Genomic DNA, 25,317 nt, shown 5'->3' with positions numbered 1-25,317 from the left:
AGTGATTTTGCAATTATGCTTTACCACCATCTAATTCGTCTTGCCATTTTTTAAGCTCGTCCCACTTACCATCAGCAGCTAATTTAGCTTGCTTTGGCCATGTGTCAGTAACGTGGTTACCACGAACATCAGCAATGATTTCAGAAATTTCAGCTGGCTTAGTTTTAGCTAAATCAGCAAAAGTAGCAACACCTGCTTCTACTAAAGTAGACGCAATTTTTGGCCCAATACCTTCAATTTTCTTTAAATCATCAGCTTTACCAGTTGCCTTTTCAGGTGCAGCTTTTTTTGGTGCAGCTTTTTCAGCTTTAGGTTCAGCTTTCTTGGTTTCTTTTTTAGGAGCAGCTTTCTTAGCTCCAGAAGCAGTAATACTTTCAATTACGATTTCAGTTAAAGATTGTCTGTGCCCATTTTTAACACGGTAACCTTTACGTCTTTTCTTTTTGAAAACGATTACTTTATCACCCTTAAGGTGCTTCAAGACTTTCGCACTAACTTGTGCTCCGTCTATAGCTGGGGCGCCTAAAGTGGTTTTGTTACCATCACCTATTAAAAGAACATTATCGAAAGAAACTTTCTTACCTTCTTCAGTAGACAAACGGTTAACAAAAACTTTTTGGTCTTTTTCAACTTTAAATTGATGCCCTGCTATCTCTACAATTGCGTACATAGCGTAACGTTTTTATTAATTTGTTTATTAAATAAATCACTTTCTTCTCAGAAAGCGGATGCAAATATACTCCTAAATTCTTAATTCACAAACGTTTCGAGCGTTTTCGACTGCTTTTTAAAGGACTTTTTAGTTTTGTTTATGACTATCACCAAAACTAAAGTTATTTTTAATAGAGTTTTCACATTTTATTATGTTAAAAAAGAGGAATCATTCCTTATTTTTGTGATGCTTAATGTAACAATCTACATTTAGTTAAGACATATACTTATACAATTTAAAATTTTAAACACACTTAATAATGAAAAAAAGCTTATTTACTCTGGTACTTTTGTTGCTTGTTGGGTTTCATTCCAATGCGCAGAAGGTAGAATTTGAGGAGTACGATTTAGACAACGGTTTACATGTAATCTTACATCAAGAAAATGCTGCACCTTTAGTTACTGTTGGTGTAATGTATCAAGTAGGTGCAAAAGATGAAGTAAAAGGAAGAACAGGGTTTGCTCATTTCTTTGAACATCTATTATTTGAAGGCACAGAGAATATTGAAAGAGGTGAATGGTTTAACGTCGTTTCTGCTAATGGTGGTAGAAATAACGCTAATACATCACAAGACAGAACGTATTATTATGAAACATTTCCGTCTAACAAACTAGAGATAGGCCTCTGGATGGAGAGTGAGCGTATGTTACACCCAAAAATTGAAAAAATTGGTGTAGATACTCAAAATGAAGTTGTAAAAGAGGAAAAACGCCAAAGAATAGATAATTCTCCTTATGGAAAAATCATTTATAGAACAGGTGTAGATAAACACTTATTTAAAGTACATCCTTATGGAAGATCAGTTATTGGATCTATGGATGATTTAAATGCAGCTGAATTAAGTGAATTTATTGCTTTTAATGACCAATATTATAATCCGAACAATGCAACTTTAGTAGTAGCAGGCGATATTAATATTGACGATACAAAGAAAATGATTGCCGATTATTTTGGCCCTATAAAAAATAGGGCAGAGACAAACGTAAGAACTGCAATATTAGAACCTGCTATAACTGAAACAAGATATGCTACTGAATATGATTCTAATATTCAAATTCCAGCTTATATCTTTTCATATATAACACCAAAATCTGTAGAAAAAGATGCTTATGTTTTAGATTATATATCTTCTATATTAACTGGAGGGAACAGCTCTCGAATGTATAAGAGAATGGTAGATAAAGACCAAGTTGCAGTGCAAGTTTTAGCATTCAATCAAGCAAATCAAGATTACGGAACTTATACTATGGGAGCGCTAATTAAAGGTGAACCTAATTGGGATAATCTAAAGTCTACTATAGATGAAGAGATTAAAAAATTACAAACAGAATTAATTTCTGAAAAAGAATATCAGAAACTACAAAATCAGTTTGAAACACGTTTTGTTAATGCTAATTCTCGTGTAGAAGGTATTGCATCATCACTTGCTACATACCAAATGTTACAAGGTGATGCGAGTCGTATTAATAAAGAGTTAGATGTTTACAGAAGTATTACTCGAGAAGATATTATGCGTGTTGCTAAGCAATATTTAAATCCAAACCAACGTGTTGAGATTAAGTATTTAGCAGGATCTGAACCAGAAAACTAGAATTAAAAAATAAGTTAAGAAACATGAAAAAATATATAATATTCACATTTATGTTAGTTGCGAGTTTTGTCGTAACTGCTCAAATTGATAGATCAAAGATTCCTGCTTCAGGTCCTACACCAGAAGTAAATTTAGGTGAAGCAACAGAATTTACACTTAAAAATGGATTAACAGTATTAGTAGTAACTGATTCTAAATTACCATCAGTTAACTGGAGTTTAAATTTAAATAACCCACCAGTATTTGAAGGCGATAAAGCAGGAGTACAGTCTTTAACTAGTGCTTTAATGGGTAAAGAAACCCAAAGAACCTCTAAAGATGACTTTAGTGAAAAGGTAGATTTCTTAGGTGCTAATGTTAATGTAAGTCCTAATGGTGGATTTGGATTTTGTCTTTCTAAATATAAGGAAGAGGTATTTAGCCTTTTTGCCGAAGCGGCATTAGAACCAAAGTTTACACAAAAAGAATTAGACTTTGAAAAAGATCAATTAATAGAAGGTATAAAATCTGGCGAAAATAGTGCAGCAGCAATTGCCGGTAATGTAAGAAGTGCTTTGTTGTACGGAAAAAATCATGCAGCTGGCGAGATTGTTACAAAAGAAACGGTTAAGAATGTAAATTTAGAAGACGTGCAAAAGTTTTACGATTCTAGATTTAAGCCGTCAAAAGCTTACATTTTATTTTCGGGTGATATCACTGCAAAAGAGGCAAAGAAATTACTTAAAAAATATATGGGTAAATGGGAGTCTGGTAGTGTAGCAACACCAGATTATCCTAGCTTTAGTGATGTGTCAACTACAGAAATTAATTTTGTAGATGTTCCTAACGCTGTTCAAACTGAATTAGCTGTAATGAGTGTATCACCATTAAAAATGAATGATAAGGATTACCACGGAGCTTTAGTTACAAATTATATTTTAGGTGGAGCTTTTGGATCTTATCTAAACATGAATTTAAGAGAAGCCAATGGTTATACTTATGGTGCAAGATCATCATTAGGAACAGGTAGATATTATAACTCTTCATTTAGAGCAACCACAAAAGTGAGAAATGAAGTTACGGATAGTGCTGTTGTAGAAACTTTAAAAGAAATTAAAAGAATAAAAACAGAACCAGTTGACGCTGAGAAATTAGAGACAGCAAAAGCAAAATTTTTAGGAAATTTTATACTAGAATCTGAAGATAAAGCAGTTGCGCTTAGACGTGCTCTAAATATTAAAATCAATAATTTACCTAAAGATTTTTATAAAAATTATATTGCCAATATTGATGCGGTTTCTGTTGAGGATATCAATAAAATCGCCAACAAGTATCTTGATGATGATAAGATGAGAATCGTATTGGTTGGTAAAGCCGCAGATGTTTTAGAAAATGTAGAAAAAATAGAATGGAACGGTAATAAACTACCAGTCAAATTTTTTGATAAAGAAGCAAATGGTGCAGAGCGACCTGAGTTATCAGTCTCATTACCAGAAGGTGTTACATTAAAGACTATTTTGAATAAGTATTTAACTGAGGTAGGTGTAAAAGATAAAATGAGCACTTTAAAATCTGTAATGACACAATATGAAGCTACAACTCCTATGGGAGCAGTAGTGTCTGAAGAAAAACGTGTGGACGGTAAGACTGCTCGAAGTATTTACATGGGTGGAAACAAGATGATGTCGATGATAATGAAACAAGATGGAGCTACAGCAAATAAACAACCTTTACCGGAAAATATGACTAATGATATGAAGGCCAACGCTGGACTATTTATGGAGATCAATTTGGTAGATTCTGATTTAGCAAAAATAACTGGTATAGAAAAAATTGATGGAAGAGATGCCTATGTAATTGAAGTTGGCGGTGAAGTTGTATCATTTTTGCTTTATTACGATGTAGAGACAGGACTTAAAGTTAAAGAAGTACAGACCACATCAATGGGAGGGCAAACACAAAGTGAAGAAGCTTTATTAAAAGATTATAAAGAATTTAATGGTTTAAAATTTCCTGAGACAAGAGATGCCACTATGATGGGTCAGTCTGTTGTATTTAAATTGAAGGAAGTTAAAATCAACGAAGGTGTAACTGATGCTGATTTTGACTAAAAGTAAGTATTCTAAATAATTAGAAAAACCGAAGTGAGAGCTTCGGTTTTTTTATGCCTTACGTTTATGTACCAGATAAACACCCACTAAAATAAGAATGGCAGCTAAACCTTGAATAAGACTAAAAGCTTCATCATCTAAGACTCCCCAAATTAATGCTACAATTGGCATAACATAAGTTACCGAAGAGGCAAAAACAGGCGTCGATATCTGTACAAGTTTAAAGAAAATCACTTTTGCTATTGCTGTACCTAGAACTGATAAAACAGTAATATAAATCATAGCGTTAGTAAAATTTGGATTACTAAAACGCTCCGCAGTAAAGAAGTCTGTAAAAAGAAGTATAATGATAGCAGGTAATATTATAAATACATAGTTCCCAGCAGCAATGGCCAACGGTTTTACATCTTGTAAATAACGTTTTATAATGTTAACGTTAGCTGCGTACATGAGTGTAGAAGCAATCACATAACCAGCATATAAATAATTTTGATTGGGATTTAATTCAGAGCCTTTTAATATAAGAATGGCAGTACCTATAAAACCGATTATTACACCTAAAACTTGACGCTTAGTAGATGTTATTTTAAAGACAGCAAAACCTAATAGAATGGTGTTTAAAGGGACTAAAGAATTTAGTATTGATGCAACTGCACTATCAATTTCAGTTTCAGCAATTGCAAAAAAGAATGATGGAATAAAAGAACCTAAAAGCCCAGAAATGATAAGCCAGATCCATTTTGATTTGGATATATTTTTTAATGTATGATAACCAAAAGCGAGAAGAATAATACCAGTTATGATAGATCTTAAAGCACCAAGTTGATAAGCTGTAAGCCCTAAAAGGGACTTCTTAATCAAGATAAATGAACTGCCCCAAATTACAGATAATACTAAAAGGTACATCCACTTAACGTTAGTGTTTTTCATACAAAAGCAATATAAAAGAATCACAAAAATCGTTAATTCTTGTTTAAGAAACATCAATATTTATTAGTTTTAGCCAAAATCCAATAATTTAAATTTATGAAGACCCTTAAAAATTTATGTATTGTTGCTATTGTGGCATTAGTATTTACCTCTTGTAAAAATGATACTGAACCAGAAGTTAAAACTGTTGATGTAGAAGTCACTAAAAAAGATGTTCCAGAAAGTTTAGACCCTAATGCTACATATGCTAAAGTAGAATTTAGTATTGACGGTATGACTTGTGCTATGGGTTGTGCTAAAACCATTGAGAAAAAAATGGCTAAAATGGAAGGAGTTAAAACTGCAAAAGTAGATTTTGATAAGCGTTTAGCAATGGTAGAATACGATGAAGCAAAAGTAACACCAAAATCTTTAGAAGAAACTGTAACTAAAGTTGCTGATGTTTATAAGGTAAAAGATGTAAAAATCGTAGACGATTTTAGTGAAGAAAATACTAAAGAGTAAAAATTTAATTAGATAAAATCTATCTTAATAAGCGAAAAGCAAAGTTTAGATAATTATAAGAATTTATTTTAAAGCACTGTCTTAATCGATAGTGCTTTTTTAGTTTAATACTTGAAGCAAAATAAAGGCAATAAAAAGACACCCAAAAGGTAGAAGCCATAATATGTAAATAGATGTTTTATTCCCTTTAAGTTTAGCATTTAAAACAGTTCTCTTTTTACCATTGTAATGCATCCAATTTTTAAAAACAACAAACAAAGCCACTAAAGTAAAAAGTATCCAGAATTTTGTTGAAGACATTATTAATAATTTCATTTGTGAAGCAAATGCCATAAAAAATGCTCCTAAAGCCAATATAATTGATAGCTCTAAAAAGTTAATATATAGCAATGCCAACTTAAGACTCTTCTTGCCTAAGTTTTTTTTATAATGATTAAAGACGGAAATATAGAATTTATCTAACATAGTATTAAATTAAAAAAGCCACACCTTTAATACAAAGATGTGGCTTTTTTTAAGTATAAAATATATTAGTTGCCTGTAACTTCAATATTATCGATATGATATCTAGTTGTAGCACTTGGGTCAGAACCTTCGTAGAAGAAAGCAAAGTTAACATCTCCATCAATACAAGAAATGTTTATTGGCCCAACACCTTCAAAGCTACCAAATCCACCACTTGGTCCAGTAGGTATTGAAGCATCAAGTATTTGCCATGTAGCAGTAGCAGGATCTCCTGTGAAATCAGAAGAAACATAAACAGATAAAATAGTACCGTTATCAAAATTAGATTGAACATCAAATGATAATTCTTCACCAGTAGAGCTGTCCATATTTATTGTGGGAGTCACTAACCAAACATTTATTTCATCATCACCACTATTAAACCCAGAAATTTGAGCATAACTAGAACCACTAAAGTTTCCTATAATCCAGTCCGTACCTCCGCCACTAACATTAACGTTAGTCCAACCTTCAGCTGCGTAACCAGCGAATCCTTCAAAGTTTTCTTCATATATGGCAGCACCTCCACCAGAGGCTCCAGTACATTCCAAGAAATCAGGGTCACAACGTTCTGCATTATCAAAGTTGATATCTTCAGGAGAGTTGACCACAATATTAAAAGTTTCTCCAAAAAAGTCTTTGGTTAATATAGCAGTCATATTACCTCTACCAGATGGCAATGTTAAACTTTTAAAATCAGCAAAAGTACTTGTACTAAATATTACAGAAGATGCTGCTGTACAACTTTCTAAAGTACGTTCACCATCAAATTCATCAGAGCCTTCAGAGGCATAGCTAAATGGATTGTCACCAGTAGCTTGGTTTCTGTTAAATTGAACATCTTGTAATTCTACTAATAAATTAGTTTTATCATCTGAAAAATCTGCAAAGGCAAGTGGCATTGGTACCATGGTTGCAATTGCAGCTGACCTAAGAATAAATTCATTTTCTGATGCAGAAGGGATTTTATCAACTTCATTCCCATTTAATGCTCCGACAGTTAAGACACCATTAGTAATCCCAACAGCTAATCCGTTAAGCTTAATAAATACTTTTCTACCTACTTCATATCTTATAAATAATGGATTAACATCAATTAAGACTTTAATCCCTATTGTTGGATTTTCAGCTTTATCTTGAAGAATTATTTCTTCAAAGTAATTTCCTCCTTCATCTGAAGAGATTACGTAACCAACCATATACTCATTTGTTGCACTAAAATCGAAAGTAATTACAGAGTCTTCATCGGTATAATCTAAAGTACCTCCATTATCTTGTTCTTGTGCTAAGCGACCAGCTATAGAGGCTATTGTAATTTCAGATCCATCAAGGACTGGTTCTACAACTGATGTGTTAGGTGTGTTAAAGTCGTCATCTTCTACACAGCTATTAAATACTACTAAACCGATTAGTAATAGTATTAATTTGTTAATTTTTAAAGTTTTCATTTTTTTATTTTTATTTTGTTCTAACATAGCTTTTTAAAATCTTACATATACGTTTAAGTAGTACGTTGTACCATTTCCAAAGAAATACCTAGGGCCAAATACAGGTCCATTGTCTCTAGATTTGTCTTCTTGCAATCTTCGGAAATTTGCTAAACGAGATTGCTCAAATCCACCTGTTCTGTAATCTTCATTAAAAATATTATTTATAGTAGCAAAGAAACCAACGAAGTAGTCGTCAATTTTCCATGACTTACCTCCAATAACATTGACTAACATATAGTCATCAAATTGTTCTTGCTTTAATAATTCTTTAGCAACAATAGGATCGTAATCATTAAAAGTGTTACCATCGTAGTCAGATGTAAAGTTTGCTGATCTAGCTAGGTTACTCATATCTAAATAGGCGTTAGAGAAGAAATTACTTGTTACACCAATATTCCAATAATCAGGATCTCTATATTCAAAACCAACTTGGAAAGCGCGTTCCGGACCACTTGCTACATGGTAATCTTTAATTTGTGTAGTTCCATCACCAAAGGTTAAAGCACCATCTATATCTGCACTAGTTAAATATAAGTTTGGATTATTCTGAAATGTATATTGACCAACTGAAGCAGCACCTTTTAACTTAATTGTTGGTGTTACTTGAGCTTCAATACCAAACTCAACGCCAATATTTCTTCTTTCAACATTTGTTAAAATTTCTTGCACAAATGCATCACCTTCATCTACTCCTAATCCAGCTAAGTCTTCAGTAAAATAAAACCCTATATCAGTTCCGTTTTTAAAACCAGAATAAAATCCAGTAAGTCTAGCTTTTACAATTGGAGATCTAAAAATATAACTAACGTCTAAGGATTGAACTTTTTCACTTTCTATACCAATTACTGTCGCATTGGTTTGTCTAGAATTACTAAAAGAGTTTCTTAAGGTAGGTGCTTTAGTAAAATAACTAGCATTAACATCTATTAAGTGCTTTCCTGTTACTTTATAAGTAAAGCCACCTTTTAATCCATAGTTAGAGAAATCTAATTTATCACTCTTTCCAAGTGAACCGTTGTTTCCTCCTCCTTGAAAGTTACCATTTTCATAAATACCATTTCTTTGATAACTCGTTTGAGAAACATTAGCACCAACATAAAAATCTACTTTGTTATACTTAAACTGAGCTTGAGCAAATGCGCTAATAACATCAGCATTCATCTCAAAATTGTATTTATAGCGATCACCTTCACCTACGATACGGTTTGGGTTTTGTAAATCACTCTGAGCTACATCTTCTAAATCGCCACCTACAGTATTAGGTGTTTCTTCTGCAAAGAAATCTACATCTAAATAACCTGAACCACCTAATAAATCTTCTATTCTGGCAAAGTTTTCACTCTTGAGACTTCTATAATTAAGTGCACCATTAAATTTAATGTTATCTGCAAGTTCTACGTCAATAATAGAATTAATTGATAACTGTTGATCTTTTATAACATCAGACTGTACAGCGTATAGAGAGTTGCCTCCTTGAGCGTTAAGTGATGCATTAGCTTCGTATAAGTTATTCCAATTTAATTGACCATCATTAACAAATGCCTCTTGTGCTGTGAATGCTAACTGATAGTCATAAGCGGTAGGATTAGCATCTTGTAAATGATAACTTGGTAAATTTTGGTAATATTCAGGTGTAGGGTTTCTTGCTCCACCTAGATAAATACTTTCACCGCCAATTGTTACTAAACGAGTACCTCCGTTATCTATTCTAGAATTTGCGATTTCACCAAATTGATATGCCACGTTAGTGTTTAATTTTACTTTTGATGAAATGTCCCAAAAGTGATTTAACATTAAAATTGGCTCATTGGTTTCTCTCATTCTAGAGTTACGTTGTTCACCATCAATTTTACCCCAAAATGGATTGTATTTTCGTCCTTTAAGGTCAAATACTTCTTGAGTTATTGCTGTAGAACGACCACGTCTATTCTGTGCATAAATTCCTGTAAAGTTTAAGCTGTGCTTTTCGTTAAGTTGTTTTTCAACCGCAACGAAAAATGAATTAGCATCGTAAAGCGTTCCATCGACATAACCTTCATCCCCAAAACGACGAGATCCTAAAACTGAATAAGACCAACCTCCTTCTAGTAAACCAGAACTATAGCTTGCCATAACCCTGTTGGTATAACTTCTGTTTGCAGAAGCATAAGATACACGACCTCCTCTTCTATATTTAGATGCGCGCATCACAATATTGTTAGTACCTGCTAAATCTCCAAAATTATAATCATTAGCAGACATACCCATTGAGAATTCTTGGTTCCGTTGTACATCATTTAAACCTCCCCAATTTGCCCATTGTGGTCTACCACTAAATTGTTTGTTCATTTCTATACCATTGATAAGTACCTTACCATTGGCGTTATCTAAACCTCTTGGTCTAAAGAATGTCGCACTAAAATCATATGCGGCTGCACTAAGAAATACATCTCTAGAAGCTTGTAGTAAACCAGAAATATTATCGGTTAAACCATCATCTTCACTATTTAAGTTGTCATCAGAAATTGAAATAATAAATAGATCTTTTTTATCACTTTGATCGTAATCTAGAGTCATACCGCTGATATCAACAGTCTTACCTTCGTTTACAATAATTGGATAACGTTTTGTAACAAAGCCTACCTTTTCAACCTTTAAAACCTGCTCTCCAAGAGGCACATTTTGTGAAAAACTAAATTCACCTTTTGCATCGGTTTTTAAAGTTTGTCCGGTTTCTTCAATAGTAATTGTCACATCAGGAATTGGTTCTCCTGTAGTTCCATCCAAAACACTTCCCTTAACAGTGGTTTGCTGAGCAAAACTTGTTAATGAAAAGGCAATTCCGAATAGAAAGAGTAAAAAACTTTTTTTCATGCCTAATTATAAATATTGATTGTTATTGTTGATTAAATATTAGTGATTTAGGGCTTGCAAATGTACGTTATTTATAATAATTACATACTTTTGGCAAGCAATTTGATTATGATATAACAATTAGATAATATATCAACTATGAAAATATTTAAACCGCTCCTATTATTACTTGCAATTGTATCTTTTTCTGGTGCTTTGGCGCAACAAGACAAAAAATTTAAAATACATACAGTTGCATTCTACAATTTAGAAAATTTATTCGATACTATCAATGATCCACTGAAATTTGATGAGGCTAGTCCAATTATGGAAATGAAGGCTAATCGTTCTGAGGTATATAAGAAGAAAATTAAGAATATGGCTCGTGTAATCGCTAATATTGGTGCAGATCAAGCCAACAACTCACCTGCTGTAATCGGTGTATGTGAAATTGAAAATAGAGATGTATTAGAGGATTTAGTGAATGACCCATTATTATTAGGTAAAGATTATGGCATTATACATTTTGATGGGCCAGATAGAAGAAGTATAGATGTTGCACTTCTATATCAAAAAGCATTGTTTAAACCATTAGATTCTAGTTCACACGAATTATTAATTTACGATGATCTAACAAGAAAACGTGTTTTTACAAGAGATCAATTACTAGTAAAAGGGGAATTAGATGGTGATTTAATACATGTATTAGTTAATCACTGGCCTTCTAGAAGTGGTGGCGAAGCTCGAAGTCGATCTAAAAGAGTTGGTGCTGCACGATTAAATAAACGCATAATAGATTCCTTACAATCTATAGACCCTTATGCTAAGATTTTTACAATGGGTGATTTAAATGATGACCCAACCAATGAAAGCGTAAAAAAAGTTTTAAAAGCTAAGAAAAGCAAAAAGGATGTACCTTTAAAAGGACTTTATAATCCATATGAAACTATGTTTACTGATAAAGGATGGGGAACTACTGCATATAGAGATGCATTGAGTTTATTTGATCAAATAATTATGACTCAACCTTTACTTGAAAAAGATTATTCGTCATATAGGTTTTACAAAGCGGGTATTTATAATCCATCTTATATGTTTAATAAAAGAGGACGTTATGAAGGTTATCCATTTAGAAGTTTTGCAGATGGAGGCTTTACAGGAGGATTTAGTGATCATTTTCCGGTTTATGTATACCTTATAAAAGAAGCTGAATCAGAAACTAAAAAAACTAAAGGTTAAAATCTTAAAAGAAATATACGAAAAAGGCGCAAATTTAATTTGCGCCTTTTTGTTTTCTAGAACCATAAGTTCCATGGAATTTTTGCTAGTACTAATACCAAAGCCAGTGTATAGAAAATAGCCAATATTTTAAATTTTGGTTTAGAAACTAGTTTCTTTTTGTGTTTAGAGTAACCAATTGTGACCAAAGCCACAGCAATAATCATTGTTAAAGGATGTTCAATAATATTAGATCGCATTACAGCATTTTTCATAACTTCTCCCATACCTCCCATTTCGTTAATGGTTGTAAAATAATCTTTTGTAAAGAATAAGATAATACCTAGTAACAATTGAATATGCATTGTAATTAATGCAAACAATGAGATTCTAAAATCTTTAGCATCAAATTCTTTATCTCCAAAAAATTTAATAAGGGCATTTACTGTTGCTAAAATCAAAACGACTAAAACTAAATAAGCCCAATAAGAATGTAAAAATTGAATCATTTTTAAAATTTGATTAGTTAAATAATAAGTACAAAAATAAGAATTTGAAGACGAATGTGATTACTCTGAAATAGTAATTTTATGTTTTAACTCATTACCAAGTTCATCTATAACAGTGATGACATGATCTCCTGAAGCTGGTAAAACAGCTATATCATGAATATCTTTTGTACTACCAACAAATTGGTTGTCAATATACCAATAGAGTTCTAACTCTGGTTTAGAGTGTGCTACTTTTAGGACTAAATCATTAGTGTTGCCATTAAAATCCTTAGGTAAGAAAATGGTACTTTGTTGATTAGGATAAATAAATTCCATAGAAATCCGTGGTGCTTCTATACAGTCATCTCTATAGGGAGGAACTACCTTGTAAAATGGATTTTTAGTTTTAAAATAATGGGCTTGTAAAGGAGGTAGAATAAACCAGGATTTATTATTAATATTTGAAACAGATTCGCAAGATGAATTCACCTGAAAATGCTCCAAAGCATCTAAATGAACTAATTGATGATAAGGACAAGGTTCTGTTTTTTGCCCACTGATCTGAATATAACGCATTTCTACATCATCACATATTGAAGACGCTCTATAGCCGCTTTTTTTTACAAATATTTGCTTCCAGCATTTCATCATAAGGTTTGGTGAACCAGTCGCTTTTAGGAAGCACATCAAATACATCAAATAAAAGGGGTGCAGCAGTTTGTACACCAACTAAACCAGGTCGCCCTTCTCCATCTGCATTGCCAACCCAAACTCCGACCACATAATCTTTAGTTGTCCCAATGGCCCAAGCATCTCTAAAGCCAAAACTAGTGCCAGTTTTCCAAGCAATGTCTTGCGAAGAATCATAGAATTCCCAGCTTTCATCATTTTCTGGTCGGTTGACTTGCTTCATACTCTCAAAAGTGAGATAAATGGAAGCTGCATCAAAAACGATTTTCTCATTAGTTAGTTTACCAAAGTCAACAGATGATTCATACTCGTAATGAGGCTGTACAAATTCATTCGTAAAATATTGACTAGAATTTTCATTAAAATGATTTAGTGTTGAAGCCATTGCTCCATAACTTTTACATAAATCCCAAAGGTTACTTTCTGCACCACCAAGAACTAAGGACAAACCATAATGATTGGCATTATATTTTAAATCTTTGAGTTCTAATTGTTTTAAATAGTGATAGAATCTGTCGAGTCCAAAGCCTTGAAGCATACGTACAGCAGGTACGTTTAGTGAACGCGATAATGCTTCGTTTGCAAAGACAGCTCCGTCATAAGATTTATTGAAATTTTCGGGTTGGTAACTTCCAAAATGGGTTGGGATATCGGCAACTAAAGTATTTGGTAATAAATCACCAGCATCGAGCATTGAAGCATATAAAAAAGGCTTTAAAATACTACCTGTACTTCTAGGTTTGTCAATAATATCTACACTTTTTTGGTGTGCATTATCCGTGGGTGAATTACCAATATAGGTTAATATCTCTCTCGTATTCACATCTAATATTAATACCGAAATATTGTAAATCTCATTTTGTCTTAAAAGATTATAATGTTGTTTTACAATCGTATTACTTTGTTCTTGAAGCGAAGTTTTTACGGTTGTTTTAATACGTTCACCTCTATGCTTTCTGGCTACTTTTTGGAGTAGATGAGGTGCAATTTGCGGCAATGAATAAGGCTTTTGAGGTAATCGTTCTGCGATTGATAATTTATAGGTTAGCTCATCAATTGTACCATTTTCATGCAATTTTTTTAATAAACGGTTGCGTTTGTCTAAAAGTCTTTTTTGGTTTTTACCAGGATAAATAAGACTTGGTGCATTTGGTAAAACAGCCAAAGTTGCACTTTCTGACCAAGACAGATTTGAAGCATTTCGATTAAAGTATCTCCAAGACGCAGCATCAATACCAACAACATTACCACCAAAAGGAGCATGGCTAGCATAAAGTTTTAAAATGTCATCTTTTGAAAACCTAAACTCTAACCTTGTGGCCAGAATAATTTCTTTAAATTTTTCAAAATATGTTCTAGATTGTCCTTTTCGAGATAACCTAATGACTTGTTGTGTAATAGTACTACCACCACGTTTTACCGAACCAGAACTTATATTTTCTTTTAAAGCTTTAAAAATTGAAATAGGATTAAAGCCAGGATGATTATAAAAATATTCATCTTCAAATTGAAGAATACAAACCTTAAATTTATTAGGAACGCTATCACTTACTGGAAACCTCCATTGCCCATCATCTGCAATTAATGCTCCTAGAAGTTCATTAGAGTTACTTGTAATAACAGTCGCTGTAGGATCTTTGAATAAGTGTTTAGGTAAACAGAAATAATAAGCTATAAGTAGTACAAATACCACTACAGTTTTTATTTTATTCCGCTTAAAATGCCGTATTAACCTATACATGTACTATACAAAAGAGGGTTTTTTGTTCTTTTCGTCGAAAAGTGAAAATTATTACACAAACTTATCTATATATTTAAACGTGCGAAATAGTTTCTTAGATCTTAAAGTACTCATAATTTTCTGTATTTCTTTGCTTTCAAAAGAGTTGCATGCGCAATTAGGATTTTGCCAAGGAAATTCTGGTGACCCCATTTTTACAGAAACCTTTGGAACAGGCACAAACTATGGGCCACCATTACCAGCAGGAACTACAACTTATAATTTTATTGGAAATTCTGGCCCACAAGATGGACAATATACAGTAGGAAGAAACACATTTTCATATGGATGGACCTTGCCTAGTGATCATACTCCAGGCGACACCAATGGTAAGGCATTAATCGTAAATGCTAATTCTATCGCAGAAGAATTCTATACAACATCAGTAAGTGGTTTGTGTGAAAATACAACTTATGAATTTTCGTCTTGGTTAATTAATATATTACCGAGTTCTGGTTGTGGTGGAAATGGAGTACCTGTAAATGTTCAGTTTGAAATATGGGATAATACAAATACTAATTTATTAGCCAGTGGAGCAACAGGAAATATATTTAGTTCAGCGACTACGACTTGGGAGCAATATGCATTAGTTTTTCAAACATCGCCTGGTCAAACATCCATTATTTTAAAAATGATAAATAATGCTCCAAGCACAAACCCTTGTGGTAATGATTTAGCAATTGATGATATTGTTTTTAAAAGTTGTGGAGACTATATTTCGGTAAGTGATGGAATGAGTAATGCAAGTATTTCGATTTGTAGTAGTCAAACACCATATTCTACAGTGCTTACTGCAACTCCAGATTTTACAGTGTTTAGTAATCATTTTTATCAATGGCAAGAAAGTACAGATGGAATTACTTGGACAGATATTATAGGAGAAACAAATATAAATATTGCACTTACAGGGATAACTACCATGACTTTTTACAGGACAAAAGTTGCTGAATCCATAGTCAACGTAAATAATGCGTCGTGTAATACAATTTCGGACATGTTTCAGGTTAATGTTGAGTTAGCTCCTACAATGCCAACAACAGAATGTTGGGAAACCGCAACTTTTAATGACACATCATGTAGCTGGTCTGTAACTGGAACTCAACCAGCAGCACCAACTGATTTAGAGTGTTGGGAAACCACATCATTTAATAATACAACCTGTGTTTGGGAAATAACAGGAACTCAACCTATGCAACCAACATTAGAGTGTTGGGAAACCGCAACTTTTAATGACACATCATGTAGCTGGTCTGTAACAGGAACTCAACCAGCAGCACCAAGTGATTTAGAGTGTTGGGAAACCACATCATTTAATAATACAACCTGTGTTTGGGAAATAACAGGAACTCAACCTATGCAACCAACATTAGAGTGTTGGGAAACAGCAACTTTTAATACGACAACCTGTAGTTGGGACGTTATGGGAGTACAACCTGTTGCACCTGTAGATTTAGAGTGTTGGGAAACTACAACTTTTAATTCTACAACATGCTTATGGGAAGTCACAGGTATACAACCAACTGCACCAACAGGATTGGAGTGTTGGGAAACCGCAGCATTTAATGATACAACTTGCGTTTGGGAAATAACAGGATCTCAACCTATACAACCAACATTAGAATGTTGGGAAACTACGACTTTTGATAATGTTACATGCAGTTGGGATGTTACGGGAGTACAACCTGTTGCACCTGTAGATCTAGAATGTTGGGAAACCGCAATTTTTAATACTACAACTTGTAGTTGGGAAATCACAGGGATACAACCATCTGCCCCAACAGGATTAGAATGTTGGGAATCGACTACATTCAATAATGTTACCTGTTCTTGGGATGTTACAGGAACTCAACCAGAAGAACCTACAGAACTCAATTGTTGGGAAATCACAAATTTTAATAGCACAACATGTAGTTGGGAAATCACAGGAACTCAACCAGAAGAACCTAGTGATTTAGAATGTTGGGAATCTACATTTTTTAATGTAGACTCTTGTGCGTGGGAAATTACAGGAACTCAACCTCTAGAATTTAGAGATGAAATTTTAACTTTTTGCGAAGGGGATGATATAGAATTAATTGCTACCTCTTCAATCATGAATCCTGAATATATTTGGGATTCTGGTGAGATATCTCAATCTATTACAGTTGATAGTCAAGGTACTTATGTAGTTGAGGTTACGGATGGTTGTCTTACAGAAATAATAACTTTTATTGTTTCAGAAATTGAGAATCCGATAATAGACAATATCATAACTCAAGGGAGCTCTATAATTGTAAATCTGGCTAATAATGGTAATTATCAATATTCAATAGATGGTTTAAATTACCAGTTTAGTAATGTATTTATTGGTCTTCCAAGTGGACTATACACAATTTATGTGAAGTCAAATGATTGTGATGCTGTAGTTACCCAAGAACATTTCCATTTTTATATTCAAAAGTTTATAACTCCGAATGCTGATGGTGATAATGATTTCTTTGTTTTAAATGTCTCTCAATTTTTCACCTCTTCAGAAGTCTATATTTTTGATCGTTATGGTAAATTGTTGTTCTCTGCAGTTAATAGCAATGTTTTCTGGGATGGTACTTTTAATGGTGTCGATTTGCCAACTTCGGATTACTGGTATCGTATTGTCTTAGATACACAAGAATTTAAAGGGCATTTTACTTTAAAGCGTTAAAAACTTATATTTAGTCTCATTAAAAGAATGCAAAATAACTAAAATTTAAGATTAAAGTTAATGAGGAATATATTCACAAAATTCACTTTTATGGGATGTATGTTGTACTTAATAACATCGTGTTCTCCATTAAAAAAGTATGCTAATACTGCAAAAACTTTTGAATTTCAGGTTAAGGATCTTGAAAAACTTGATAAAATAGAGACTTTTCAAGACGATTACATTCTATATATAGGAAGTTCTAGTATTCGTTTATGGGATTCTATTCATAAAGATATGGCACCATATAATTCTGTAAAAAGAGGTTATGGAGGAGCTCATTTTTATGATTTAATACATTTTACAGAACGTTTAGTAACTTCTCATAAAAACGCAAAGGCAATTGTATGTTTTGTTGCTAATGATCTTACTGGAATTTGGGACGAACCCAAAACTAGAGTTAATCCGAAACAAGTAAATCGTTTATTTAAATACTTCACTAAGCAAGTTGAAAAAATAGTACCAGACACACCTATTTTTTTAATAGAAATTACGCCGACACAAAGCAGATGGAATATTTGGAATAAAACGGTTAAAGCGAATAATTTAATGAAAGCCTATTGTGAAAGTAAGGACAATCTTTATTTTATATCCACAAGCCAAGAGTTTTTGAATAAAGACCAACTTCCTAGAACTGAATTATTTATTGAAGATCAATTACATTTAAATAGAGAGGGTTACAAACTTTGGTCTCAAATAATTAAATCTAATTTAGATGAGTATTTGAAATAGATTTCTAGTGTATTCTATAGTTTAAATTCATGTTCACGTTCTACTTTACAAATGCGTACATTGTACCAATTGTACCAATTGTACCATTGCTCTCGTCCTTTTTGTTGAGCAAATAAGTGCTCAGAATTTGCTTTCCAATTTTTAATAGCCTCTAAACTTTCCCAATAACTCACTGTAATACCTACATCGTTTTTAGCACTATCAATACCAATGTAACCTTCTTGTTGTTTTGCTAAGGTTTCCATTTTGTTAGCCATTTCAGCATAACCTTCGGTATGTTGTGTTTGAGTTGATGTAAATATTACAGCAAAGTATGGTTTAAAGTTTTTCATTTTTTAAGAACCTTCAGGAATTTCAAATTCAATTATTTTCTCGGTGATATTATCTTCAAAATCTGTCATTATAAATTTAATAAAAATACGCTCTGTTGTAATACTGACAGGATAATCTTTTATGTTCTTTATGGTTTTTACATAATTTAACCAGTCTTCACCACATTTATTTTCAACGTCATCTTTTAAATCCTTGATAGCTATGTCAATAAAATCGATCCAGTCTTTTTCAGTATAGGCTAATGTTTCAAAAGTATTAGACTTTAATTGCTTCAATGGCTTCCACTCTGTATTAAACTGTTTCCATTCATTAGAATTGCATTTAACATTAGAGCTCATATAGGAAAAGTTGTTTGCATAGCTCTGAAATAAACGTACTTGCTTATAGCCATTATCTAAAAGAACAATGTTTTTTCCTTCAGCAGAATCACTAATATCTACATTAATTGTCGCCTTATCTTCATCTTTTAAATCATGTGTTCTTTTATAATCACTTGTCGCTAAATTTTGGATATCAACCTTTATATTATCTAGATTTAATCGTATCGTTTTTGCAATTTTATTGGATGATAAATACCCATTAAAAACGTAACCAATATGATTTCGAGTCTCAACTTTCACCCATTTCCCGCTAATTTTCTCACCTCCATCTAGTATTACTAAATTTTTATCCGTTTCTTCTAATACACCAATGGCTTCACCATAGGATAGTTTCGTTAACATTTTTCCACTAACATCTGGTTGATCTCTAAGAGATAATCCACTTTCTGCTGCTACGTACGCTTCTTCTTGAGCTGTTGCAATTGCCATATTGAATACCAATGCGATCGCTAAAATCATTTTTAAATAGTTCATAATTTCTTGTTTTTAAGTTAAACATTTTAGCGGTTTGTTTTCTCTTAGCTTCCTTGACTGTCGACCGACAAGTTTTAGTTTATGTTTAGTGTTTTTTATTTTTCAACGATTACCCATTTCCCTTTGTTCCTTACGAGATAATCATCATTATCGTACATGGCTTCAGCTTGTGCTCCAGGCAGGTAATAGGTCCCTAAATAAGATGCATTTAACATTACAGTAAATGTTTTGGCACCATGTTTTCCTTTTCTACTCATATTAAAATAGAAGTTTACGCGATCATCTCTAATATCTGTATACCTAGCATTGCTTACTGTTGTATCTCCAAAATCTGTAAAACGTGTATTTACAATATCCCAACCTGATGGGAAAATCTGAGTCAAAGCCACATCATTAACGTAATCTCTAGTTAGGTTAGAAATACTTACTGTCGCTACAAAATCTTGTCCTTGTTGTAGCTTGGTGACATCTATTTTATTGCCTTGTAAATCTTTATAGACTGTAGAGATTGAGAAACCGCGTTGTTCGGCTATCTCTTCGCCTAATTTTAATTTCCCAGAATTTAAAACACGTACATAGACCAAATTGTCTTTTGCATTTGTAATCGTCATCTGATTCACTCCTTCATTGATAGGAATATTACGTTGTGCAATTCCATTTCGAGTATCTATCGTTTCAGTATTACCATTGATTTTATAGGTGAGCTTTAATTCTTTACCACCATTCTGACTTATCATTTTTCCTAGCGCTAATAAATTATAGGCTGTAGTTTGTGTACTCATCCAACGGTCACTTGCTAAGGATTTTGCAATCGATTTTGCCAAATCTGTTTTCTTAGGATGATTAGTAATCAACATGGTTTCTAAAGCCATTGCTCTATTTCGGTAAACGGAACCATAAGTATAATTATCTATTTTGTCTGATTCAAAATCAATATTCGATAATTTAGAAATAGCATCACTAGCCTCTTTTTGACCAGCTAATACATAGGCAGCAGCTAATCTCCATTTAGCGTCATTAGAGATTTCCTCGAATTCTCTCAAACGGTTCATACTCGCCAAATCCGGACTACCAGCCAAAGCCAATGTATATAGACGATAGGCTTGTGCAAAATCACTATGATAATGTCTATAACTTGGTCTCCAATTACGAGCCGCTTGTCTTTGGTATGCAATCCAATTACTCTTAAAGGTTAATGGTAATACAAAACCTTTCTTCTCAGCTTCAATCATAAAATGACCAGCATAACTTGTTCCCCAATCATTGTTAGAGCTTTCACCCATCCAATAGCCTAAGCCACCACTAGCATTTTGAAAACGTCCTAAGCGTCTAATACCACTTTCAATATTACGCTGTACTTGTTTTTTCTTTTGAGGTGTTAAATCAAAAATATCTGTTAAGAATAATTGAGGGAAAACACCAGATGTGGTTTGCTCAACACAACCATGAGGATAACGAATTAAATACTCCATTCGTTTTGTGAAATCCATAGGAGGTAAGGTTGAAAACTCTACAGTTGCTGAGTTGCTTCCTGGTACACCAAAAGTTGTAATATCTATAGTTTGATTGCTATTTGCTTGAAGCTCTTGGTCGATAACTCGAGACGTCATTGGGTTAGGGTTTTCAATATCAATCTCGACTTTGTAAGTTGATTTCTCGCCATTTCCTGTCGCAACGACTTCAATAGTATTAATACCTTTTGCTTTAGTAACATCCAATTTAAAATAGACCATTTTCTCGTCCGGTTTACTAAATTGAAGTGATTGCGTTTTGTTCCCTTTTACGGTAATACCATCACTTAGGTTTATCGTAAGTTTAACGTCTTTCACTTTCTTTTCCATGGCAAAAACCGTTACAGGGAGAGTTACTTTTTCACCAGGACTTAACTTACGTGGTAAAGTCGCTAAAACCATTAGTGGCTTTTTAACTTGTACTGATTTCTCAGTACTTCCATAAGCTTCAGTATTACTATTTCCTGCAACAACCATTGTTCTTACTGCACCAACATAGTTTGGCATTTTTAGTTGGTGTGTTTTTGTTTTTCCTTCACTTAAAACGAAAGGTCCTATATAGGTTACCACTGGTTTAAAGCGATTTGCTTTTTTGTTTTTGCCTTTAGCTGCAGCTCCATCTCCACCAATTGCATATACTTGATCTATACTGCCAGAATAAGCTCCAATGACATCATCGAAAATATCCCAGGTTTTTACTCCTAAAGCTTCACGAGCGTAGAAACTATTCCAAGCGTTAGGTGTTTTAAAACGCGTTAAATCTAAAAGCCCTTCTTCAACTACAGCAATGGTGTAAGTCATCGCTTTGTTATTCTTTTCAGAGACTTTGATTTCGTAAGATTGCTCTGGTTGAATTTTATCTGGCATGCTAATTTGTGGTTCTAATTTTGTTGCCGGATTTTCGACCATCATAGGAATGACTCCATATAAACGAATTGGCAAATCATTAGAAGTAATAGCATGTGGCTGTAATAATGAAATATTAATAAACACATTTGGCGCCATCTCTTTTGTCACCACAATATCAATTGTGGTTTCACCTGGCTTCGTTTTTACCCATTGGTGTTGTAAGACCTCAGTACCATTTTCAATACTTACTAAAGCTCTGCCTTCGCTACCAGAAGGGAAGGTTAGTTTTGCTGTATCACCAACATTATAGTTGTCTTTATCTGTTGAGAACACCAACATTTTAGCCGCTTCTTTATCGCCAGATGCTGAATTGGACCACCAGTTTTTATAGAAATACGCAGTACGACCAGTTGCATGACCACTTTCAGGATCTACTATTCTGATTAAATAACGACCACGATCATTTTCAGGAATATTAACTTTAAAACTTGCTTTTCCTTTAGCATCTGTATTGATAGAATACTGCTGAACAGGTCTATGGTAATTGCTCGATACGTAACTCGATAAGTTATCGTAAGAGGAATTCCACCACCAACGCCATTCAATTTTATAGACTTTTACTTCTAAATTTTTACGTTGAATTGGTTTCCCTTCAGCAGTAACTGTTGCAATGTCAAAGGTGTGATTTTCATCCGTAAAGAAAGATCCATAATTGTTGCCTTTAGGTGATTGTAAGCCTACGAAACTCTCATATGGAGCATATGGCATTGTGAATGCATCGAGCGAAAAGTCACCACCATTTTCAAAGGCTCTGACTAAAAATTGTCCATTCAGCATACCAGGAGCATTACTTCCAATATTTAATTCTGCATCAATTTTAGCGTTTCCATTTGTATCTAAATAGCCTTCAAATACATTGGTTTCTTCAGTGCTAAAATTTTTAGTTGGGTCATTAAATACATAGTTTTTATACCCTTTAAAACTGGTGTAAGCTGTTGAGAATTTCGCTTTTACTTCAGCTTTTAAATTCTTTGCAGGTGCACCATGCAACCATGCTACATTTAAGTCACCTTCTAAGGCTTCTTTATTTTTTAAGATGTTGTCTTTAAAATCTATTTTAATTTTTAATCGGTTGGGTTTAACCGTTTCGATCTTTAAATTTTTAGAAAAGTTTGCTCCACCAACAGATACCTTAGCATTATAGTTTCCTGTTTTATAATCGGATGACGTTGGTACTTTAAAGTCATAGAAATTATTAATGTTATCAATAGATACCTTTCTATATACCAACTTCCCAACAGGATCAGTAATTTCTAGTTTTACAGGATGTCGTTTTGGTAGTTTATTGGCTTTATGATTTAACATAAAGGTTAAGAACAAACTATCGCCTGGTCTCCATACACCACGTTCGCCATAGATATACCCTTTGAGTCCACGTTGTAATCTATTTCCTGAGACATCGAATTTACTTAGTGATAAAGAATTACCATCAAATAGCTTTACATAACTTACGTTCTTTCCTTTAGATACGATAGCAAAGGCAGCTCGTTTTTTAGTATCTAGTTCTATAATACCATCATTGTTTGTATTACCATTTACGAGTTCTTGTTGCTGATAATTATATAAAGTGACTTTTGCACTTGCTTCAGGATCTGTAGATAGAATATTGGTGACCGCAAAGAAGTACGTATTATCGTTGCCTTGTTTTGCAATCACACCAAGATTAGAACCAATTAAATTTAGAGATACGGTTCTGTTACCATAATTAAAATAAGAATCTGTGCAGGCATTGTTTCTATCTCTATAACGGTAATTCGTATTTCTGTACCTGTAGGTGAGATTATCCCAATAACGCTCTTCTCTTAATTCTTGCTCTTCTTCAGAAATATCCTCTGAGGCGTAAAAATCTTCCTCGTAATAGTCGTCATAGTAATCATCATAATACTCATCCTCATCAACGTTTGTAGTTTTTGATTTTGATGAACAATCGTATAAGGAATAGTTGCGTTTAAAACCAACTTCTACTCTGTAAATCGCACCAGGATCTGCTTGTATATATTTAGATAAATCAATACTGTAGGCTTTCCATTTCGCGGTATTCTGACTTTTATCTTGTATTAATGTAATTGTCTCTTTTGCAATACGTCGACCAACTTGTTTTATTGAGTTTTCGTAGTTACTATTCATGTTATTTTCTTGTAAAAACTGAAGTACATTGTCTTCAAATATTTTAATGACTCTAACATCGACCTTACTTAGATTTACAGCTTCAAAATTGAATTTTAAATCTTTTGAATTTGGTAAAATAGAACCGTTGCTTACTAAACGTACTTGTGGTTTTAATTCCTCGAAGGTTAAGGTTTGAGCGAAGGCGTTTTTAAGTTTGAAACCGTCTGTGTTTTTGATACCTGTAAAGACATCGACTCTAATATCTCCGACTAATTTGACGTCTGTATATACTTTCAACACATTACCATCAACGATATATTTTGGGTTTTTCACATTCTGAATAGTCACTAAACCCGCAAAATTTTGTTGCTTTTTTAAAGGATCTGAAAAGTTAATTGCTAAGTATTGCTCAGGATTTTGAATCACATTAGTCTCAACAATACTAAAGTTGTTTTTCCCAGGAATGTTGATGAAGTTCTCTCCTTTATTTTCGGCTTTTATGGCTTTACCATTCCAAAAGACATCAATTTTACTGTCTTCTATTTTACGTTTAATACTATCGATTCTAAACTCAAAATATTTGGAAGGTTCTGGCACTTCTAACCAAACTAAGTTGAGGTCTTTTTTGTTCTGTTTTGCTGATACTAATTGTTTAGCATCTTCTAAAGTAATAACGTCTGATGAGCGTAATTGACCTAATACATACTGCCATTCTTTACTATAGGACTGCAAATTATTAGTCATGATACTAAAACTCGGAGTGATGGTTTTAAACTCAAAGGTGTAGTTCTTAAATTCTTGAAGGATCGTTTTATAAATATTACCCAGTTTTACAGTAACTCCATAAGCTGTTGCAGGTTCTAAAGCTTCATCTGGTGTAAACAGTAGTGTGTGTTTGTTGAGTGCTTTTAATGTGCCTTGGATATGAGGTTGTGTTTTAATTAAATCCGTATCTAATTCTTGCTCTGTCTCCCAACCTTCTACTTCCTCAGCGAGATTAATTTTAATAGGCGCTGTTACCGAAACCACTCCAGATGTGGTATAACTAATATAATCTCTGTACTTAAAAATATTATCGGTTTCTACAGGCTTCTTTTTACACGATACTGCGATTACAATTAGAGCTAGAAAGGCAAGTTGTTTTTTGATGTGCATAGTTGATGATGGTATTAAAATAAAACTTCAGTGAAAAAGAAAGGTAGGTGCATTCTTGTTAAATAGGTACGCTAAATTTTTAGTGTTTAGACTTTAGGCTGTTGTTAAATTGTTCTTAAAGTTAAGGATTATGCTAAACTTAGTGCTGTAAATTAGTATTGTT

At 33.2% G+C, this 25,317-nt stretch carries 15 protein-coding genes and 1 pseudogene; 6 read left to right on the top strand and 10 right to left on the bottom strand.

Annotated features, from left to right (window positions below; all coding sequences use genetic code 11):
• Window positions 1–13: 13 nt before the first annotated feature.
• On the bottom strand, window positions 14–670 hold the full coding sequence (gene rplU, locus WPG_RS05610) for a 50S ribosomal protein L21 (protein ID WP_045470282.1): 657 nt from the start codon (window positions 668–670) through the stop codon (window positions 14–16).
• 301 nt (window positions 671–971) lie between these two features.
• On the opposite strand from rplU, the gene WPG_RS05605 reads away from it, so the two are divergent.
• A complete protein-coding gene (locus tag WPG_RS05605) occupies window positions 972–2,303 on the top strand; it encodes a M16 family metallopeptidase (RefSeq protein ID WP_045470281.1) in 1,332 nt (443 codons plus the stop codon).
• 23 nt (window positions 2,304–2,326) lie between these two features.
• The gene (locus WPG_RS05600) at window positions 2,327–4,393 is read left to right on the top strand and encodes a M16 family metallopeptidase (RefSeq protein WP_045470280.1); all 2,067 of its coding nucleotides are present in this window, start codon (window positions 2,327–2,329) and stop codon (window positions 4,391–4,393) included.
• Window positions 4,394–4,444: 51 nt separating this feature from the next.
• Here WPG_RS05600 and WPG_RS05595 read toward each other — a convergent pair whose 3' ends face one another.
• Window positions 4,445–5,323, bottom strand: a complete 879-nt coding sequence (locus WPG_RS05595) for a DMT family transporter (RefSeq protein WP_045470278.1) — start codon at window positions 5,321–5,323, stop codon at window positions 4,445–4,447.
• A gap of 96 nt (window positions 5,324–5,419) precedes the next feature.
• On the opposite strand from WPG_RS05595, the gene WPG_RS05590 reads away from it, so the two are divergent.
• Entirely contained in the window at window positions 5,420–5,827 is a 408-nt protein-coding gene (locus tag WPG_RS05590; protein WP_045470276.1) for a cation transporter, read from the top strand.
• A 99-nt stretch (window positions 5,828–5,926) separates the two neighbouring features.
• Here WPG_RS05590 and WPG_RS05585 read toward each other — a convergent pair whose 3' ends face one another.
• The 3 genes from WPG_RS05585 to WPG_RS05575 form a co-directional block, all read right to left on the bottom strand.
• Entirely contained in the window at window positions 5,927–6,292 is a 366-nt protein-coding gene (locus WPG_RS05585) for a hypothetical protein (RefSeq protein ID WP_045470274.1), read from the bottom strand.
• A gap of 65 nt (window positions 6,293–6,357) precedes the next feature.
• Window positions 6,358–7,779, bottom strand: a complete 1,422-nt coding sequence (locus WPG_RS05580; protein WP_045475241.1) for a DUF5689 domain-containing protein — start codon at window positions 7,777–7,779, stop codon at window positions 6,358–6,360.
• Between the two features lie 33 nt (window positions 7,780–7,812).
• Window positions 7,813–10,674, bottom strand: coding sequence for a carboxypeptidase regulatory-like domain-containing protein (locus WPG_RS05575; protein WP_045470272.1), 2,862 nt, complete (start codon window positions 10,672–10,674; stop codon window positions 7,813–7,815).
• Between the two features lie 138 nt (window positions 10,675–10,812).
• On the opposite strand from WPG_RS05575, the gene WPG_RS05570 reads away from it, so the two are divergent.
• Complete coding sequence (locus WPG_RS05570) at window positions 10,813–11,892, top strand: endonuclease (protein ID WP_045470270.1); 1,080 nt, start codon at window positions 10,813–10,815, stop codon at window positions 11,890–11,892.
• Window positions 11,893–11,948: 56 nt separating this feature from the next.
• On the opposite strand, the gene WPG_RS05565 is transcribed toward WPG_RS05570, so the two are convergent.
• Both WPG_RS05565 and pbpC read right to left on the bottom strand, forming a co-directional pair.
• Complete coding sequence (locus WPG_RS05565) at window positions 11,949–12,389, bottom strand: hypothetical protein (RefSeq protein ID WP_045470268.1); 441 nt, start codon at window positions 12,387–12,389, stop codon at window positions 11,949–11,951.
• Window positions 12,390–12,440: 51 nt separating this feature from the next.
• Window positions 12,441–14,793, bottom strand: a pseudogene (gene pbpC / locus WPG_RS05560) (penicillin-binding protein 1C).
• A 79-nt stretch (window positions 14,794–14,872) separates the two neighbouring features.
• Between pbpC and WPG_RS17290 the strand changes: the two are divergent.
• The gene (locus WPG_RS17290; RefSeq protein ID WP_171817157.1) at window positions 14,873–17,512 is read left to right on the top strand and encodes a T9SS type B sorting domain-containing protein; all 2,640 of its coding nucleotides are present in this window, start codon (window positions 14,873–14,875) and stop codon (window positions 17,510–17,512) included.
• A gap of 60 nt (window positions 17,513–17,572) precedes the next feature.
• Window positions 17,573–18,283 (top strand): GDSL-type esterase/lipase family protein, encoded by a 711-nt coding sequence (locus WPG_RS05550; protein ID WP_144374424.1) that lies wholly within the window; start codon window positions 17,573–17,575, stop codon window positions 18,281–18,283.
• A 14-nt stretch (window positions 18,284–18,297) separates the two neighbouring features.
• Here the strand turns inward: WPG_RS05550 and WPG_RS05545 are convergent, their stop codons facing one another.
• From WPG_RS05545 to WPG_RS05535, 3 genes are all read right to left on the bottom strand, one after another.
• The gene (locus tag WPG_RS05545) at window positions 18,298–18,615 is read right to left on the bottom strand and encodes an antibiotic biosynthesis monooxygenase family protein (RefSeq protein ID WP_045470266.1); all 318 of its coding nucleotides are present in this window, start codon (window positions 18,613–18,615) and stop codon (window positions 18,298–18,300) included.
• Between the two features lie 3 nt (window positions 18,616–18,618).
• Entirely contained in the window at window positions 18,619–19,470 is an 852-nt protein-coding gene (locus tag WPG_RS05540; protein ID WP_084221523.1) for an SH3 domain-containing protein, read from the bottom strand.
• Window positions 19,471–19,565: 95 nt separating this feature from the next.
• A complete protein-coding gene (locus tag WPG_RS05535; RefSeq protein ID WP_045470262.1) occupies window positions 19,566–25,154 on the bottom strand; it encodes an alpha-2-macroglobulin family protein in 5,589 nt (1,862 codons plus the stop codon).
• Window positions 25,155–25,317 lie beyond the last annotated feature (163 nt).

The organism is Winogradskyella sp. PG-2, assembly GCF_000828715.1.
GTDB lineage: Bacteria > Bacteroidota > Bacteroidia > Flavobacteriales > Flavobacteriaceae > Winogradskyella.
This window is presented reverse-complemented; position numbering and strand designations above follow the sequence as displayed.

Excerpts from the sequence above, each read along its gene's own strand:
- WPG_RS05550 (WP_144374424.1), top strand. The coding sequence starts at position 17,573 with ATGAGGAATATATTCACAAAATTCACTTTTATGGGATGTATGTTGTAC.
- WPG_RS05590 (WP_045470276.1), top strand. The coding sequence starts at position 5,420 with ATGAAGACCCTTAAAAATTTATGTATTGTTGCTATTGTGGCATTAGTA.
- WPG_RS05575 (WP_045470272.1), bottom strand. The coding sequence starts at position 10,674 with ATGAAAAAAAGTTTTTTACTCTTTCTATTCGGAATTGCCTTTTCATTA.
- WPG_RS05570 (WP_045470270.1), top strand. The coding sequence starts at position 10,813 with ATGAAAATATTTAAACCGCTCCTATTATTACTTGCAATTGTATCTTTT.
- WPG_RS05545 (WP_045470266.1), bottom strand. The coding sequence starts at position 18,615 with ATGAAAAACTTTAAACCATACTTTGCTGTAATATTTACATCAACTCAA.
- WPG_RS05580 (WP_045475241.1), bottom strand. The coding sequence starts at position 7,779 with ATGAAAACTTTAAAAATTAACAAATTAATACTATTACTAATCGGTTTA.
- WPG_RS05540 (WP_084221523.1), bottom strand. The coding sequence starts at position 19,470 with ATGAACTATTTAAAAATGATTTTAGCGATCGCATTGGTATTCAATATG.
- WPG_RS05600 (WP_045470280.1), top strand. The coding sequence starts at position 2,327 with ATGAAAAAATATATAATATTCACATTTATGTTAGTTGCGAGTTTTGTC.
- WPG_RS05535 (WP_045470262.1), bottom strand. The coding sequence starts at position 25,154 with ATGCACATCAAAAAACAACTTGCCTTTCTAGCTCTAATTGTAATCGCA.
- WPG_RS05585 (WP_045470274.1), bottom strand. The coding sequence starts at position 6,292 with ATGTTAGATAAATTCTATATTTCCGTCTTTAATCATTATAAAAAAAAC.
- rplU (WP_045470282.1), bottom strand. The coding sequence starts at position 670 with ATGTACGCAATTGTAGAGATAGCAGGGCATCAATTTAAAGTTGAAAAA.
- WPG_RS05595 (WP_045470278.1), bottom strand. The coding sequence starts at position 5,323 with ATGAAAAACACTAACGTTAAGTGGATGTACCTTTTAGTATTATCTGTA.
- WPG_RS05605 (WP_045470281.1), top strand. The coding sequence starts at position 972 with ATGAAAAAAAGCTTATTTACTCTGGTACTTTTGTTGCTTGTTGGGTTT.